19 protein-coding genes and 1 riboswitch are annotated in these 17,259 nt (G+C 34.9%); of the genes, 4 read left to right on the top strand and 15 right to left on the bottom strand.

The window, feature by feature from the left end; translation table 11 throughout:
• Positions 1–293: 293 nt before the first annotated feature.
• Both V7097_RS25415 and V7097_RS25410 read right to left on the bottom strand, forming a co-directional pair.
• On the bottom strand, positions 294–959 hold the full coding sequence (locus tag V7097_RS25415) for an HAD family hydrolase (protein WP_335706429.1): 666 nt from the start codon (positions 957–959) through the stop codon (positions 294–296).
• Between the two features lie 163 nt (positions 960–1,122).
• Positions 1,123–1,500, bottom strand: coding sequence for a hypothetical protein (locus tag V7097_RS25410; protein ID WP_335706428.1), 378 nt, complete (start codon positions 1,498–1,500; stop codon positions 1,123–1,125).
• 406 nt (positions 1,501–1,906) lie between these two features.
• Between V7097_RS25410 and V7097_RS25405 the strand changes: the two genes are divergently transcribed.
• Positions 1,907–2,113 carry a hypothetical protein gene (locus V7097_RS25405; protein WP_335706427.1) on the top strand — a complete coding sequence of 69 codons (207 nt, stop codon included), beginning with the start codon at positions 1,907–1,909 and terminating at the stop codon, positions 2,111–2,113.
• 425 nt (positions 2,114–2,538) lie between these two features.
• Here V7097_RS25405 and V7097_RS25400 read toward each other — a convergent pair whose 3' ends face one another.
• Both V7097_RS25400 and V7097_RS25395 read right to left on the bottom strand, forming a co-directional pair.
• Positions 2,539–2,955, bottom strand: coding sequence for a VOC family protein (locus V7097_RS25400; RefSeq protein WP_335706426.1), 417 nt, complete (start codon positions 2,953–2,955; stop codon positions 2,539–2,541).
• 302 nt (positions 2,956–3,257) lie between these two features.
• On the bottom strand, positions 3,258–4,223 hold the full coding sequence (locus V7097_RS25395; RefSeq protein WP_335706425.1) for a quinone oxidoreductase family protein: 966 nt from the start codon (positions 4,221–4,223) through the stop codon (positions 3,258–3,260).
• Between the two features lie 579 nt (positions 4,224–4,802).
• Here V7097_RS25395 and V7097_RS25390 point away from each other — a divergent pair.
• Positions 4,803–5,144 (top strand): c-type cytochrome, encoded by a 342-nt coding sequence (locus V7097_RS25390; RefSeq protein WP_335706424.1) that lies wholly within the window; start codon positions 4,803–4,805, stop codon positions 5,142–5,144.
• A gap of 323 nt (positions 5,145–5,467) precedes the next feature.
• Entirely contained in the window at positions 5,468–5,929 is a 462-nt protein-coding gene (locus V7097_RS25385; RefSeq protein ID WP_335706423.1) for a staygreen family protein, read from the top strand.
• 270 nt (positions 5,930–6,199) lie between these two features.
• Here V7097_RS25385 and V7097_RS25380 read toward each other — a convergent pair whose 3' ends face one another.
• The 7 genes from V7097_RS25380 to V7097_RS25350 form a co-directional block, all read right to left on the bottom strand.
• Positions 6,200–7,465 (bottom strand): LysM peptidoglycan-binding domain-containing protein, encoded by a 1,266-nt coding sequence (locus V7097_RS25380; protein ID WP_335706422.1) that lies wholly within the window; start codon positions 7,463–7,465, stop codon positions 6,200–6,202.
• A gap of 360 nt (positions 7,466–7,825) precedes the next feature.
• Positions 7,826–8,203 carry a VOC family protein gene (locus tag V7097_RS25375; protein ID WP_335706421.1) on the bottom strand — a complete coding sequence of 126 codons (378 nt, stop codon included), beginning with the start codon at positions 8,201–8,203 and terminating at the stop codon, positions 7,826–7,828.
• Between the two features lie 132 nt (positions 8,204–8,335).
• A complete protein-coding gene (locus tag V7097_RS25370; protein WP_335706420.1) occupies positions 8,336–8,584 on the bottom strand; it encodes a hypothetical protein in 249 nt (82 codons plus the stop codon).
• Positions 8,585–8,703: 119 nt separating this feature from the next.
• Positions 8,704–9,258 (bottom strand): hypothetical protein, encoded by a 555-nt coding sequence (locus V7097_RS25365; RefSeq protein ID WP_335706419.1) that lies wholly within the window; start codon positions 9,256–9,258, stop codon positions 8,704–8,706.
• Between the two features lie 137 nt (positions 9,259–9,395).
• Positions 9,396–10,094, bottom strand: a complete 699-nt coding sequence (locus tag V7097_RS25360; protein ID WP_335706418.1) for a metal-dependent hydrolase — start codon at positions 10,092–10,094, stop codon at positions 9,396–9,398.
• A 238-nt stretch (positions 10,095–10,332) separates the two neighbouring features.
• Positions 10,333–10,533 carry a hypothetical protein gene (locus tag V7097_RS25355; protein WP_335706417.1) on the bottom strand — a complete coding sequence of 67 codons (201 nt, stop codon included), beginning with the start codon at positions 10,531–10,533 and terminating at the stop codon, positions 10,333–10,335.
• 774 nt (positions 10,534–11,307) lie between these two features.
• On the bottom strand, positions 11,308–11,736 hold the full coding sequence (locus V7097_RS25350) for a DUF4395 domain-containing protein (RefSeq protein ID WP_335706416.1): 429 nt from the start codon (positions 11,734–11,736) through the stop codon (positions 11,308–11,310).
• 338 nt (positions 11,737–12,074) lie between these two features.
• Between V7097_RS25350 and V7097_RS25345 the strand changes: the two genes are divergently transcribed.
• Positions 12,075–12,410, top strand: coding sequence for a L,D-transpeptidase (locus V7097_RS25345; RefSeq protein WP_335706415.1), 336 nt, complete (start codon positions 12,075–12,077; stop codon positions 12,408–12,410).
• A gap of 17 nt (positions 12,411–12,427) precedes the next feature.
• Here V7097_RS25345 and V7097_RS25340 read toward each other — a convergent pair whose 3' ends face one another.
• The 4 genes from V7097_RS25340 to V7097_RS25325 form a co-directional block, all read right to left on the bottom strand.
• On the bottom strand, positions 12,428–13,213 hold the full coding sequence (locus V7097_RS25340; protein ID WP_335706414.1) for an AraC family transcriptional regulator: 786 nt from the start codon (positions 13,211–13,213) through the stop codon (positions 12,428–12,430).
• Positions 13,214–13,300: 87 nt separating this feature from the next.
• Entirely contained in the window at positions 13,301–14,272 is a 972-nt protein-coding gene (locus tag V7097_RS25335; protein ID WP_335706413.1) for an NAD(P)-dependent alcohol dehydrogenase, read from the bottom strand.
• A 25-nt stretch (positions 14,273–14,297) separates the two neighbouring features.
• Positions 14,298–14,585 carry a hypothetical protein gene (locus tag V7097_RS25330; RefSeq protein WP_335706412.1) on the bottom strand — a complete coding sequence of 96 codons (288 nt, stop codon included), beginning with the start codon at positions 14,583–14,585 and terminating at the stop codon, positions 14,298–14,300.
• Positions 14,586–14,704: 119 nt separating this feature from the next.
• Positions 14,705–15,967, bottom strand: coding sequence for a cation:dicarboxylate symporter family transporter (locus V7097_RS25325; RefSeq protein WP_335706411.1), 1,263 nt, complete (start codon positions 15,965–15,967; stop codon positions 14,705–14,707).
• Between the two features lie 113 nt (positions 15,968–16,080).
• Positions 16,081–16,236: riboswitch (cyclic di-AMP (ydaO/yuaA leader) on the bottom strand.
• Positions 16,237–17,259: the final 1,023 nt, after the last annotated feature.

The following is a 17,259-nucleotide window of genomic DNA, read 5'->3' as shown; positions in this document are numbered from 1 at the left end:
TAAAAAAATAGTAAGCAAGCACATTAGAAATAACTTCCACCATTTCATTTGTTTCTCCTTTAAAATTGATTTATATTTAAGCTCCTCACTAGCTTGTCGGTCTTATTCTATCTCATTCTATAAAAAGAGGAAAAGTCCTTCTTAAAGTATTAGTGCAATTATATTCCCCTTCTTATCTATTGTCATATTGCTTATTGCACTAACCTGCCCCGTTAGTACAACAAGAAAAAGCTTCCCTCGTGACAGCTCTGATCTTCAACTCTTGAACCCGTTACTTGAATAAATGCTCATTGTTATTTACTCAATGCTAAACGATTGAATTCTTCTACTGTTTCAAAGTAATATTTCGATTCTGATTTCATCTGCTGCTTAATTTCAGGAATACTGTGTGACCAGCCAGCAGCGGCAAAATCTACATTACAACTTCTCGCCATCTCCAATCCAGGCTTTAGGTCATCCAACATTAGTGCTTCAGTTTCTTGAAGATTAAAGCGTTTTAAAATTTCCTTAATTGGATATGGATGTGGTTTTCTCTGCTGTTCAGGAAGTTCCCATCCAAAGATTGCGTCTGGCACAAATCCACAATGAATAGAATAATCTCTTTCAATTCGGTTTCTCTCAGAATGAGAAACAACCGTCACAATTCCACCTTGTTTTTTAAATTCTTGAATTGTCTCTGCAAACAGTTCATAGAAGTCTGGTACAGTTGATTCGGTATATTTTTTCCATACTACTTGCTGATGTTTTTGCTCTTCCTCTGTGAATTTAATGATGTCTTTACATAAAGGAGAAAAACCTGGATTGAAACAGTATCTAACAAAATCTTCAAAAGTAATAGGTTTATCATTTGGTCGCAAGTATTTAAGAGCCTCTACAAATGATGGATAATGTATATTTGGTGTGCTTTTTACTGCTGTATCATCGTGGTCTAAGATTAAACATTTATATTTTAAAGCCATAAATATCCCCCTATAAAATCGTAATATCCTATTCATTTATACATTACATTAGAAAATTCAGATAGCTACTTTCTTTAAACTTCCCCGTTAGCACAATAAGAAAAGCCGCCAAATATGACCGCTCCGTTCTTCAACTCTTGCACCCTATAGTTAATAACAAATTCTAATCATTGAATAATTCTTTCATACCGTCTGGAACTATAATCACATCTTCTATTTCAATTTCATTGTTTCCATCAGGTGGCGCAAGCCTTACCAACAGCATTTCTCCGTTCTCAAAGTTTACTAACTCATACCTTATGTAACCAGCACGTGCTGTTGAAATATTTTTTAGTTCTTTGAAATCACTTTCAGAAATACTCCCTTTTCTTCCATCAGAAAACAATGAGTTAAAACTAACATAATCATCATTATCTATTGCTAATTTCATTAACCAAGTAGTGTTTTCGGGACTATTAGATTTGACGGATTTATTGCTACAACCGAGAGTGATACCAACCAAAAAGATAAAAAGTAATAAAAGTTTAATATACCCTCTCATTCATATCCCCCATTGTTCTATTTATATTGATTATTTATTTTTTTAAACGTATTATATTACCCGCTTTTCCACTAAACCTGCTTCAATCGTTGAAGAAGCGACAGCTTTTCTCAGCTATCGCTACCTGTTAGTGGAAGAAAAATATTCTTACAATTGTTCTCACACTTCCAGATATATTTATTTATTAGCCAATTTCCTTTCAAGTAACTCTACACATTGTTTTAATGATTCTATTTCCCTTCTTAACTCTTTATCTTTAATTACTTTTGGCCTTATTGTTGTTTTATATATTTGTGGAAACCCCAATACATTAATAAAAAGCAAAAAAACAGTATTAACATCACGATGAAGATGCCAAATAAATTTTCCCACATAATTAATATTTATCTCCTCTAGAATTAATAATTTGCTACTACTTAAACAAAACTGCATCGTTAGTAGAATAATTTCAACAAAGATAAACGATTATCCTTCTTGGATTACCGCAATCGATACTCAATTAGCAACGAATGGAGCTGAACTTGATTATTCTCTAATTAGCTATCAACCACCAGATTTTTGGTTAAAGCAAAAACAAAAAGCAAATTTACTTGAAAAATATAAAAAAGAGTGAATCATATCTATGAAAAAGCCTGCATCTACATTATCAAGTTGATACAGGCTTTTTCATATTCGTTCTTCTTTAACTCTTCTGCATCGTTAGTTCAAAAAATTCTATAAAAATAGCGTTAATCCCTTCTTCTTAGATCAACGCTACCCTATAGTGAAGTAAATTAATTCACAATCTCTTCTACAACACCTAACTTCAATTTAAATGTGTTGCTTCAGAATCAGTGTGATTATAAAAAGACGCCTTCATAATTAAAGAAAGCGCCGTTTGTTGAAGATCCTTGCCTAAATCTTATTCAAGTCCAGCCCATTTAACTTTAACCCGTTACTTCACATTTTTTTATTCTGATAAAAGATAAATAAAAAGATGATACATTTTATGGCATCCTCCCTTAGAATATTAGACTGGATGACTTAAAACCTTAAAGTTTATTCTTGATTAATTGCACTTTCATCGATATAAGCAACTTCCCATAAATGACCGTCTAAATCCTGAAATCCCCTTATATACATAAACCCATGATCTTGGGGATCACTAAAAGTTTTACCACCAGATGACAATGCCTTATTTATTAAATCATCCACTTGATCCCTACTTTCAGCTGAAAAGCTGAGAATTGCTTCGGCAGAACTAGTAGTATCCACAATTTCCTTCTTACTAAATCCTTTGAAACGTTCCTCATTCATTATCATAGCAAAGATATTCTCACTGATGATCATACATGATGTGGTCTCATCGGAGAATTGTGGGTTGAACTCAAATCCAAGCTCCTTGAAAAAATTGGTGGACTTGTTCACGTCTTTTACAGATAGATTGATAAAGATATTTTTGGATGTGAATGCCATTTTTATTACCTCCTGTGAAAATTACTGGCGAGAAAGCAATGTCATTTAAGTTTTTCTTTGAATGCCGCTAAATATTCCACTTTTCTTTAAGTACTTTAGTCATTAAATAGCCTATTACATAAAGAGTGAGCGTATTTCTATTCAGAAATTGCACCCCTTATCTTAACAGCCCATTATTGCTCTATGTTCTTATAATTTCCTTAGCGCTTTCCTGTTCCCTTACAAGTATCACATTCAAGGACATTAAAAGATTCAAAACCAGATAAAAAAATCCTCTACCTGAACAGTCAGGACATATCATTTTATGGTATTAATAAGATTTTCCCCGTGCTTTTGCGGCTTTCTAAAAAACGATGCGCTTTGCAGCCATCTCGCAGTGGAAATACCACAGGTTCAGATACCGTTACTTTCCCCTCTTCTATCCAGCGGAACAACTCATCTGAACGGACTGCCCTTTCCTCACGGGAAGTAAGGAAATTCCAAAGATCCCCTCCAGTCAAAGTCTTTGAAGTATCCATCAACATTCTTGGGTCAACTGGAGCAGGGTCTCCCCCTGCCATTCCAAAAAATACAACCGTTCCCCCAATGCGAGTTGCTGCAAAACTGTCTTCGAGCGTGGAACCTACTGAGTCATAGACTACATCCACACCTTTTCCGTTTGTTTCCTCTAAAACCTTCCTCTTCCAATCATCCGAGTACAAGAAAACCTGATCCACTCCAGCTTTCTTAGCTGCGGACGCCTTCTCCATAGAGGAGGTTAAACCAATGACCCTTCCACCGAGAAGCTTTGCCATTTGGACTAGCAGCTGTCCAACGCCCCCTGCTGCCGCATGAACCAGAATGATATCATTCTCTTTAACCGCATAACTATCTTTTGTTAAATATTGGGCAGTCAAGCCTTGCAGCAAAACTGAAGCCGCCTCTTCAAATGAAATGGTCTCTGGAAGAGGAATTGCCTTTTCCACCGGAACAGCCACTAGCTCCGCGTTAGCATATGGGACATCGGCAAATGCAACAGGGTCGCCAACGCTGATTCCTTGAACATTAGCTCCCGTCTTTTCAACGACTCCCGCCCCTTCATACCCTAAAATAAACGGGGGATTGCCAGCAAGATGATAGTTCCCTTTTCTTCTATAAATATCTGCAAAATTCAATCCAATTGCTTTCATCCTTACTAATATTTCATCAGGCCCGATAACCGGATCCGCAATTTCAAGATATTCTAGTACTTCAGGTCCTCCGAATTTATTAAACACAAGTGCCTTCAAATGAAGACCTCCTCTTATATATTTTTTCGATACATATTAATTTAATTAAATTACGATTGGAATTGCAAATCAGTTTCTCTCCTTTTGGAAGGATAGGGTGATTGATAAAAACCTTATTTACCTATGATACGGTTCATCGTAGCACGCATCTAAATAAGGTTCTAATAAAGGTTTATCCCCATCGTGATCCCATACTTTCATATCATGGATAATTTCTTTAAGTAATTGGCCCTTATCCGTTAAGATAATACTTGTCTGTAGTAAGCATAGTTGCATACATCTTCCGAACATATTTTTAGTACCTCGTGAATTACTTTGTGGTACAAAAGATTTATAGAACTAAAGAAATCATATATAAAATTAGTCCTAATCATAAAACAGCCTCTGCGTCTTTACAAGAAAATGATATTACCCACTTTACCCCAATTATATATTTTGCAAATAGTATATTTTCCTAATTTTCAAAATACGATAGACTTAGGGATCATCCTACAAAGGATATACATCTAGCCAATGGAATTATACATACTTCTCCCTATTAAAAAAATTTATAAATATTAATTGAGTTGAGGTGGTAGCTTGAAGAAAATTTTATGGTTTGCGTTTTGTGTTTTATTGATTGGACTACTAGGTGCATGCAGTGATGACCAAGGGGAGAAAGATACATCTAAGGAGTCAGAATCACCAGCTACTACACTTGCAGGTGAAGAGGTATTCCAAGAAAGCTGTATTACATGCCATAGCTCAGGGGACATAACCGGTGGACAGGCGAAGCTTGATGCAACCAAAATCCATAGTGATTTCAAGTCTAAGGATGAGCTCAATGCGTTTGTATCAAAGAATATGCCAAAGTCTTCTCCAGGGTCATTGTCGGAAAAAGAATATGATGCTGTTGTAAACTATTTATGGGATCAAAAATAATTCAAATAAAACCGAAATGGGTCCGGACTCCAATCCGGACTAATTTGGTTTTGTTAATGGTAATAATACCTTTCTTCATTGGGATAAGAATCTCAGGGATAAATATTCCTTAAAAAGAAAGATGACCTCTAAAGGCGGTCATCTCACATATCTTTACTATTTTTTACTTCTTTTAATTAAAGTTCAGAAACCTTATTTACTTATGATTTAATATGAGGTTTTTGTTACGAAACCCCCTCATTAGATGACACAAGCAAATATCCAAGTATAAATGATTAATAAACATAATAAATATCAAGAAAAAAGTATTGGGAAGTGGTTGCTTGAGCATTTTAAACCCCGATAAACTTTATGTTGAGTTTAGAGATGGAATTACCTCTACAGAACCTATAATCCATAGGCGCTACACACTGACCCATTCGGATATTACTGCAGACCTTTTTTTGACAATTGGATTAAGATTTGCCCGTGATAAAATTAACCCTATGAGAGATCAGGTACTTGGTGAGTGGACTAAAATTAGAGGTTGCTATGTATATAATGTATATTTGGATGTAGATGGACAATTTAATCAGACTGTTGCAGCAAAACGAAATGACATATTTAGACGTGAATTACCACTTGCCTTGAAAGCAATCAGATATGGAGATAGTAGATTTTTCATTTCACATCCTGAGTTGAATAATTCTCCAATAATAGTTCACTTTATATCAATATATCCTCAGTTTAATAAGATAGAAAATTGGGGTACTTTTGCAAAGTATACTAAACTCAAATTTCATTAACCAATGGAAATAAAAAGAAGAGATGCCAAAGTTTGAACTGAGCCCCGAATAGGTCCACTTTTCTAAAGTGTCTACTATTCGGGGCGCTGTTCAGTTTATTGGTACCTCTTCTTTTTAGGACACTGCTATTATTCATTTATAGAAACCTCATTTACTTATGCTACGGTTCATCGCGATTAATTGTAAATTTTTGATAGTAAAGGTACAATCCATTCTTTAATAAGCTGGCCCGATTGCGGAATAAAAAAAAACAACCCAGATCCGGTTGCTCTATGTAACAACAAAATGATTATTTAAATAAACCCAATTCTGCGGTGCTGATAGGTTCAAATGCCAGTACGTTACACCTAACAATTGATATTCATCGACTAAATTGTATTTTTCCTGATAACTCCTAATATCTTCAAACCAAACAATATGTTCTTCCATTCCCTTCCAATATCGATACCATGGTGAGGCAGCATCCTGATCAAATTGTATCACTGTGTTAGCTGAGATTGCCAAGTTTTGTGCACCATTTACTGATAAAGCCGTTGTCGTATTATCGCTTACTCTCCAATCATATCCATACAAAGGAAAAGCAATTTGTACCTTACGGGAATCAATCAAACTCGTTGCATACCTGACAACCTGGTACATCCACCACAACGGGGCTACCGGATCGGGCGGACCGCCTGGATATCCATAATCAATTGTCATAACAGCTACCACGTCTGCAATCTCTCCTATTGCCTGATAGTCATAGGCTCCTACGATCCGATTCGTTGGCAGGTCTTCTGTTTTTGCATGTACATTAACATGTAGAATGCGCTGACCAAGAGCAGCTTTTAATTCGTTCAAAAGTAAATTAAACTCTCTCCTACGTGCAGGCGGAATAAATTCAATATCCAGTGAAACTCCGCCATATTCTTTTTCATTAACAAACCGTAATAAACTATCTATGAAATTTTTCCGATAAACTGGATTAGCAAGTACGTTCCCAGCTAATTCAGCTTCAAAACCCTCAGATGTAAAGTTACGTATCATTAAAAGAGGTGTGACACCCAGCCGGTTGCTTTCCTTAACGACCTCTGTATCATCTAATAACAAATAGACATAGCCTTGTGTGGTGAACGAATAAGATACGACTGCCACATACGTAAGCGAATTTGATAAAGTCCGAAGAGTAGGTAAGGTGGATTGTGGTGTGTACGGAATAACAAATCCCAGCGTTTCTATTTTGGGTTTCAACGGTGTTGGAATCTGGAGCCTTTGGCCAATATATAATTGATTCGGATTTATCCTTGGATTTGCCTGTAATATAGCTTCTATCGTGGTATTAAAACGATTGGCCAGCTGAAAAAGCGTATCTCCTGCTTTGACCAGATAAGGTCTTAACTGAACAATCGCTTCATCCGGAATGTAAAGCGCAAGACCAGGTATGATGGCATTTGCAGAAGGCAAACCATTCACTTCTATAATAGTAGAGACCGGAACCTGATATCGATTTGCAATTCGCCATAAGGAGTCCCCATTTTGGACAACATGAATAGTCATTCGTTTTCACCCCCTTGTTCCTAGTTTATGGTCTTGAATTCATTAAATAGTACTTAAAACTTAGGATTCCCATAGAAAAAGAAAAGGAATGTTTGTTTAATAAGAAAAAACGATCCTTTTGATTGAAGAATCGTTGCCCGTTACTTTAAGTAAAAAACTTCACAGTCTCTTCTAAGCTCAATCATACATATCCAATTTTCTTTAAAGTGCGATTCAATTAAATCGCCCGATTGTTGAACACAAGTTAAACATCAATCTTCAACTAATCTGCCCCGTTAGTAAAATAACTTCAATAAAAAAGTGCATTAATCCTTCTTGGATCAATACACCCGTTAGTTTAAGTACAATTTTTCACATATATCATTCAGAAGTAATTCTAAGAAAATATCTATCTGGGTCTGCAATCTTAAACCCTCTCATATCCCAAGGGTATTTCTCCACTTCAACTTCTATCGGATAATTGGAATCAAGGCATCTTTGATACACTTTTTCTAATTTATCTACAACAATAATGAACTCAAATCCGTTTCCTTTAACCATGCTTTTGGCTTTTTCCTTAAAAAAGCGATTGGCATCTAAGATGGCATCTGAAGTAAGCAGTAGAGAAAAACAACCATAATTAAAACGTGCAGATCGTTCATTCCTACCATATAGTTCTAATCCAATTATGTCCTTATAAAATTTTATAGATTTTTCTATTTCTTTAACATATAATTCTACACGAAAAAGGACACTCACTATTTCCTCACTCCTTTTAATTTTTTATAAATATTTACTTTCGCTATCCTGCTTCGATAGTACAGATACTTCTACAAAAAAAGGCACTTCTCCTTCTTTAAGGAAAGCTACCCGTTAGTTGAATATCTTATACTATTTTTTACGAGGAGTAATTGCGATAACAAGCCCAATCAAAATCACGAAAATTAGCATACCTGAACTGATTACGCCTATGCCCATTCCCAACCAAGAACCAATGATAAGGGATGTTAGAAGAACTGCTAAAAAGGCAAACAAGCATATTAGTAATGACCTATTATTAGTTTGTTTTAGACTCTTAGAGATAATAAAAACTAATAAATTTATAACAAATCCTAAGCCAATTGGTATAAACATATCCATCTCAATAACCTCCTTACCTAAATGGTTTAATCATTTAATATTTTACTAACCTGCCCCGTTTGTTCAATAAGGGATTCAACAAAAAAGGTGGTTAATCGTTCTTAGATCAACGCTACCCGTTAGTTGAAGTAATGGACTAATTCAATTTCATTATCGTTTCCATCTAATAGTATAAATTCATCAGGAAGAGGGTTCTCAAAATGGTCAGGTACTTTTTCGTATATAAGTAATGATTCGTCATCAGGCATGTTCAATTTAAGGTCATGTATCTTATTTCTTGAATTGATTAAAATAGTGTTAATTTTCAAATTAGGGTTTTTCCCATACAAAACTCTGTACTTACCATCACTTGTTTCTATTAACCGATTATTAATTAAACTCCCGCCATGACTACTCGTAACTATTTTCAACTTACCATTTATTCCTTCAACAAGGTGAGCGTATCCATACCCTTCATGGAATTGAAATAATGATACATATGATTTTGAATCATCAAGTTGTACCACTTTTAGTATATTAGGTTCATAAACTTCCATACTATACCCTCTATTTAGCCAAACCTTTAAACTTGATTGGATAGCTTCTTTATCATTTTCAATTTTATATTCATAAAAATAGTAAAATGAAAATCCAATGCCGAACACTAAAAGAAAAAATAATATTTTTATTTTCATTCCGACTTTATCCCCCTTCAAATTCTATTATTATTTTCCACTCAACTGCATCGTTAGTTCAATAAATTCAACAAATAAGGCACTTTTCCTTCTTTTAGAAAAGCACCCGTTTGTTCAATAAGGCTAACACTAAACACTTATTCATCCACTTCTCTCTCCGATTCAATATGTATTTCTTGATTTAAAATAGGTGAATAACCACTCACCCAAACCTTATCTGTTCTCACCATAAAATTCCACTCTAAAAAATTACGACTTCGAAATGATAATAACAAGTTGATATCCTCACCTTCATATTGTGTCTTTAATGTGTTTTCAAGGTGAAATTTTGAAACTGTTAAACCGCAAAGATATAAACTAATAATTATCATTCCTGTTAGAATAATCATTTTCCCTTTCCGATAAAACAACCCTATCAATACCACAAATAAAAGTGTATATAATACAAATTCATCGGTTCGTGTAATAATACTCAAAGAATACTCTTTATGTGTTATTGGATAAAGAAATGCTACACCATTTCCTATATAATCAATAAAAATATGACCGACCAGTACAATCAACGAGAATATTCCCCAAGATTTAAAGAAAGAAACGTCTTTTTGAAGGAAGTGAAAAACTAACGCAAACACAAGACCAAACACTGTTACAAGCCAAATAGAATGGCCTAAAATATCACCAAAAAGCTTTGTTATATCCGGTGATATTGCTGTTATTCCACCAAAAAATAATATGAGTGTACGTTTTCCGATTCTTCCGATATCCTTAACGACTAAAATGTAAGCTAAACTAGCACCGACTAGAAAATGAAATACTTCATGAATTATATACCCCAAATCTATCACCCCTTCGTAAAACAATTAAATAACGAACGATAAAGATTAGTAAATAGAATCTCATTCTTATTGAAGTAAACTACCCCGTTTGTTCAATAAGAAATTCAACAAAAAAGTGCATTAATCCTTCTTGGATCAACGCACCCGTTAGCCATCCATGTAGCAGAGTTTCACCACAGAAAATGAAAGGTAATTCCGTTCTTTCATGGTAGTTGAAGATAAACTAAATAAAAAACAACTAAACGTTCTTGTTTTTAAAAAAATTAGACATAGCGATTAGGATTATCCCTATTATGATTGAAGGTAAGGAAAAAGAATAGAAGACTTCTGGAATATCTCCTGCCGAAACACCACTCTCACTAAAAAAGAAAAATCCTGATATAAAAAATAAAAATCCTAACCAACCAATTACCTTCCCAAACTTAGTATGTTTTTTCATTATGTTTAATCACCATCCTATTTCATTTTAACTAAATAAAAATCAACATTTTATAATCAACTTTCCTTCATCATTAGTACAATAACTTCTACAAAAAAAGATGCTTCTCCTTCTTTTAGGAAAGCACCCGCTAGCAAAAGAAGCGACTGCCCTTGTCGAGCAATCGCCACTTGTTTGTTGAAATGTTTCTTAATGATAAACTTTTTCGAAATAAACATTCTTTTTTACAAAGCTATAATCACTTTAAAATGAATGCCCAATAGTTCTGTAAAAAGAACTTTTTCCAACTTCTTCATCTCAATTGGAGATCACTACATTAATAGCTTAGTTATTTTCAGCCTTTTTGTTAGATTTCCATTCAATTCCACTAGAAATACATCCCATACTTACTATTATTAAAAGGATATATAGTGTATTATGTAACCAATTTGGCATTGGATAACCCCCAAAAATATCTATTGAATTTATTATTAAAATCTTTTTCTTTTCTTATTACTAAACAATGTTTATTTTAACATCGTGATTATATGTTTTGTTAATAATACAACCAAATTCACAAAAATTTCACCATTATTCCCCTAGTAAACTGTTAATTTACTAATTATTTATTTGTAATCGGCATTTTTATTAAAGTAATCTGCCTCGTTAGTTGAACAAGCAAAAAAATTTCAAAAAAGCAGCTAGTGATCTTTAACAATTGCATCTTTTTTTCTAATTATTCAAAAAGGACAGAAAATGAACAACATTTCCTGTCTCAACCATCACATTTATTTATTATTTATTTAAAGATCTTTTGTATCGGTATTGTTTCCAATGAAATCTTATATAGCAACCAACACAAAAACCTAAAATTGCAATAAATGCAGATGCAGCAACCATAATGGTGAAGACATAGCCTAAAAGGGTCCAATTCATTAGAAAACTTATTAATCCCCCAGCAAGACAAATTACCGCAATTGTCTGTTTGAATTGCTGCTGATCCCATTCCTCTGGAATATATTGTGATGGGTGTTTTCTAAAAAACAGCTTAGCTAAACGCATTACAGGATTAAATCCAAAAAATAAACCCATTAAACCTGCTAAGAAAGGAATACCAAGGATCCATTCTTGCTTAGTTATCCAGGTAAACAATACAGACACCACAATAAACCACTGATTTGTTCGCACAAGCGGACGAGGAACTGAACGTACTTGACTTCCCATCAAATTCAACCTACCTTGTTGTTTTTATATTATTTAGTTTTGATTTTACTCCTTTTTTTATATTCTATTAAGAAAAACAGATATAATGATTGAACTCCAACTGGTTTCTTCATTTTAAAAACCTAAAACAAGGTATAATATAACCTTATTTTAGCTCTACTTCATCCACTAACCTGCCCCTTTAGTTGAACAAGCGGATGCGCTTTTACTACATATGATGGTCGAACTGTCATTAAGCAGTTTTGCTTTCTTTTCTCATTAACTGTTCAATCAACTTCTGTTAATTAACAATTGCCTAGGTTACTTCATACACTAATTAAAAAATGGAGTTGATCGACATGGCGAAATGGATTAACATATCTACAGTACATCATCAATTAAAACTATTTGATGGAAACAGGCTGATAAAAACTTACCCAGTTGCAATTGGAAAAATAGTAACACCAACGCCTTCTTCGACATACACGATTATCAATAAACATCCTAATCCCGGAGGACCCTTTGGAGTGCTGTGGATGGGATTATCAAGACCTCATTACGGTATACACGGAACAAATAACCCCGCTTCAATCGGTAAGAGTGTCTCACATGGATGTATTAGAATGTTTAATCATGATGTTCTAGATCTATCATCTAGGGTTCGCATCGGTACTGAGGTTGTTATTCATAAATGACTTTGTTAATCTCGTACTTAGCGGATTTCAGACGGACTTTTGCCCGTATACTTTTTAAACTGCCGACTAAAAAAATGGAGATTACGATAGCCTAATGCATCAGCCACTTCTGTAACTGTCATTCCCGTATAATGCAGTAAATGCTCCGCTCTTTTGATACGAGCCTCCACAATATAGGACTTGATAGGCTGACCGATAATTTCCTTAAATTTTAGTGAGAAGTAACGGGGTGAAAAGCTTGCACGAGCTGCTAAGCTTTCAACCGTATGTTCTTTGCCAGGGTGTTGTTGCACGTAATTTGCCACTTCCCTAATAGCGGACAAAAGAGAATGTTGTGCTGGTTCTACTTGTTCGTTGACCTGATGCTCCTCCCGCAATAGCAGGATCATTAATTGTTTAAGGATTAGCTTTGCTTCCGTTTCTGCCCCAAACGTTTTGATTAAAAATAAACGAACATATCTTGTTAAAAGAGACTCAAAAGCGATTGCATCTTGCATCATCCGATAAGAAGCCGGTAATAAAGCTGGTAGATTCTCTAAATCAAAATGGATGTATGTTAACTTGAGTGGATTCTGAGGATTATGGGTGGCCGTGACCCAATCGCCTGGTAGGAATAAGAAACAGCTTCCTTTTTTTATAGAATAAACCTTCCCGTTTAAAACTAAATTCCCTTCCCCACTCCAAACATATAGCAAATCATAGTTAGGAATGGGTACCTTTCGTTTCCATTGCCAGTTAGGTTCACAGGTAATTGTCGCAAACGTTGGTTTTAAGATAAATTGCTCAGGGTTTAAATTAAGCATATTGTTTCCTCCCGCCTGCACGATACTTCGATTATTACTAGGATATGAAATCAACCAATCATGTATTGGATAACGTATACTTTTTTATTAGATTGTTATTACAACTTTCCCCTGTGAATGTCCTTGTTCAAAATATTGAAATGCATTTGGAACCTCACTTAAGGAATAGGTACTATCAATAACTGGCTTTACTTTTCCTTCCTCAATAAGCTCTTTCATAAACACTAAATCTTTTTGGTTCGCCCTCTGCAAGAAGGTGATAAATTTCTTTTTTCCAATCATTGAAAACCAAGATCCTAGTGTCATTGTTTGAAACATTTGACGTTGTTCTGTACCACCAACATGAACAAATATCCCATCCTCTTTAAGCTTTCCTTTATAGGTTGAGATGGATTGACCTCCATTCACCCCGAGAATCAAATCATAGGTCTGATCATAGCTCTTAATGTCTTCTTTTTTATAATCAATAACATGATCAGCGCCAAGTGACCTTACGATGTCAACGTTTCTCGTACTCACCACAGCCGTCACCTCAGCACCAAAAGCCTTCGCAATTTGAACGGCAAATGTTCCCACACCACCTGAAGCACCATGAATCAGTACTTCCTGTCCAGCCTTTACCTTCCCTTTATCCCTTATAGCTTGTAAAGCTGTGGTAGCTGCCATCGGCACGGCTGCTGCTTCGGTAAATGAAACATTATTAGGTTTTAAAGCCAAAGCTTTTTCATCGACAACTACATATTCCGCAAACGCACCCCAGCCACTGCTAGATAAGTCTCCATACACTTCATCTCCCACCAGAAATTGGGTAACATCCTCACCTATAGCCTCGACGATTCCAGCCATGTCTCCACCAGGAATAGGGTATTTCGGTTTCCTAAACCCAAATGCTAACCGGGCTGGCAATGGTTTGCCTGTTAATAAAACAAGATTTCCAAAATTAATCGATGACGCATGAACTCTTACTAATACTTGATTTTGCTTAGGTGTGGGTGTAGCGACCTCACTAAGTTTAAGTGTATCTGGTGATCCATAGCTTTCAGAGATAATTGCTTTCACTGTCTGTCCTCCTTTTAAACCTTTTTTAATATTGTAGTTGTAAAAAGAAAATGCAGAATTGACTTAAGTTAAGCTGGATATAGTTAAGGAAAGTTGTTAATTGAATTCGCTTTTTAATTCTACTTAATGACTCTGTTGTCATCCTAGGTAGGTTCCCAATTGATGCTGAGGTATGTTTGAAGAGATCTGTTCGATCGTTTTCTTCTGGAGTAGATCGAATAAATTTTGCGAAATCATTTTGAGCCTGGGTAAAGTAGTTTCCCATCGTGCGGTGGGTTATGGTTTCAAGTTCCGTGTCAAGTCTCCTTTTCATTTTATTAGCTCTTTATGACAATAGTACCATTTCCATCCATACCGGAATATAACTTTTTAAGGCTAAACAAAAAAAAGACCCTCAACATGACGAGTTGAGAGTCTTAATATATCAGCTTTTTATGAAGCTTCTTGCATACTTTTAACTTCTACAGGAGGGTTAAATTTACCTTCCCATTTCGCAACAACGAGCGCTGCTAATGAATTTCCTACCACGTTAACGGCAGTACGTCCCATATCTAGAATACGGTCAATACCAGCAATAAATGCTAACCCTTCAGCAGGTAAACCAATTGTACTAAATGTCGCTAATAGCACCACAAAGGATACACCAGGTACTCCTGCCATTCCTTTAGATGTGACCATCAAGACTAACATTAGTGTAATTTGTTCCCAAATGCTGAGATGAATGCCGTACATTTGAGCAATAAATAATGATGCTATTGCTTGATATAAAACAGAACCATCTAAATTAAACGAGTAGCCTGTTGGAATAACGAAAGTTGCAATATGTTTTGGACTTCCGGCTTTCTCCATCTTGTCCATAATTTTTGGAAGTACGGTTTCCGAGCTTGCTGTTGAAAAAGCTAAAATGAGCTCTTCTTTGATCATCTTCAATAATTTAAAGATATTGAGCCCAATGAATTTTGCTAACAAGCCTAAAACAACAATAACAAAGAAAATCATTGTTCCATAAACAGTAAGAGCTAGCTTACCTAGTGGAATAAGGGATGCGAAACCATATTTAGAAATCGTTACACCGATTAATGCAAAAACACCAATTGGGGCATACTTCATAAATAAGTTCGTAACATAGAACATGGCATTTGCCATACCTTCAAAGAAACGTAAAGCTGGTTTCCCTTTTTCACCAATCGCTGCAATACCTAGACCGAATACGACTGCAAAGAAGATGATTGCTAGCATATCGCCTTCAACCATCGCTTGAAGTGGATTGGTCGGAACAATATGAAGCAATGTGTCGGTAATCGATTTGCCTTCTTGTTCCTCAGATGTATTGACATAACCAGAGATATCACTTTGCTCTAGCTTGTCCATATTTAGACCAGCACCAGGCTGAAAAATATTGGCAGAAATAAGACCGATTGCAATCGCAATTAATGTCATTCCGATAAAATAAGTCAGCGATTTAGCACCTAACTTACCAACAGATTTAATATCACCAACGCCAGCAATCGCAACGATGATACTAGAAAGAACGATTGGGACAACAATCATTTTAATGAGTCGGATAAATAGATCACCGAACGGCTGTAAGAAACTTTGTGCAGTTGGATTTCCATAGAAAATCCCACCGACGATAATACCTAATACAAGACCGATAAAAATTTGAGTTGCTAAACTTAATTTAAACTTTTTCATAAATTACCTCACCCTCTTGATGTTTTGTATAAACCTAATGTTTAGGTAAGGGAAACAAATGAATACGATAAAAACACAAAAAAAGGCTAGTGTGCTTTACTAGTCTATCGCTTTCGTTTCCTCTAAAATGCTTACGAGGTTAGCTTTCAGGTTAGGACTAAGGGAAACTTTAAGCCCCTTCTTTGATAAGAATTCACCGATAGCGGAAATAATCCGCATAAAAAATTTGGGTCCCCCGCTCTTAAAATAAGATTAAGCGAAATAATGATTAATTAAATATTATCATTAAAATAGTATTTTAGTAAACTATTTGTTATTTCCAGTGGGGGTGTGGGGGTCTCAATACGATAAAAATACGTAAAAAACGACGTCTTTGTTGAAAACGTCGTTATAAAGTACTATTTAATTGATACTGGTGGCCGGGGTTGAAAATGTTTAATAGTTATTGAGTTTATAAGATTTAGTAATGGTGTTGTGTAATATTTGTGTTAAATGATTTGGATGTGAAAAATCTTAAAAATAGATGAATATTTTTCCCTTCATTTTTCATACCGCGTATACTTGTATTTTGCAGAGAAAAAACACACACAGTTGCAATTGCTCATACAGATTATTGCAACTTGACACGGAGCCTCTATGGAAATGCTCCTTTAGCCACGAAGCCAGTAGACATAAGGCTTGGCTATGCCATGAAGGCTAGCATGCCCACTTCTCCATGTAAAGTTGCAGCGTAATTTTTTCATTGAAAACTCTGCACTATTTTGCAAAACACAGCGTATACTACATATTATAAATAGAAATACATAATTTTAAAAATGCAAAGCAAACTATCAATTAGTCATCCACAACTTTATTTACTATTTTTACTAATTTCGTCCTCAATCTAAATTGATTTTTTAGTTTCTTGAAAGGAAGCTTATTGACTGCAAGCATTAGGCAATGAGCTATTGGAATCGTTAAATCATTTTGAAATAGAATTGACGGACCTTTTTTGTCATGAATATTAATAAAATCCGCCATTAATATTTACCCATTCAGATCTTTTCTCTTTATTAAAATAAAGTTTTGGAATTTAATCTTTTTCATCGTATTCTGGGAATCAAACCAAGGAATTAGCACACTCTCAATCAATGAGAGTATATTATCCATAAGTTTTTTGGGAAATATCATTTCAAGATAATAAAAGTTATGTAATTCAAGGATACTTATTCGAACAAGATATGTTTTCTTTTCAGATTGGTCATATTTCCTTTTTTAGACCTCTTTTTAACAATAGACTTTTACCTATGTAT

The organism is Bacillus sp. JJ1562 (assembly GCF_036962705.1).
Lineage (GTDB): Bacteria > Bacillota > Bacilli > Bacillales > Bacillaceae_L > Ferdinandcohnia.
Note: the sequence above shows the minus strand (reverse complement) of the source record. Positions and strands in the feature narration are given on the sequence as shown.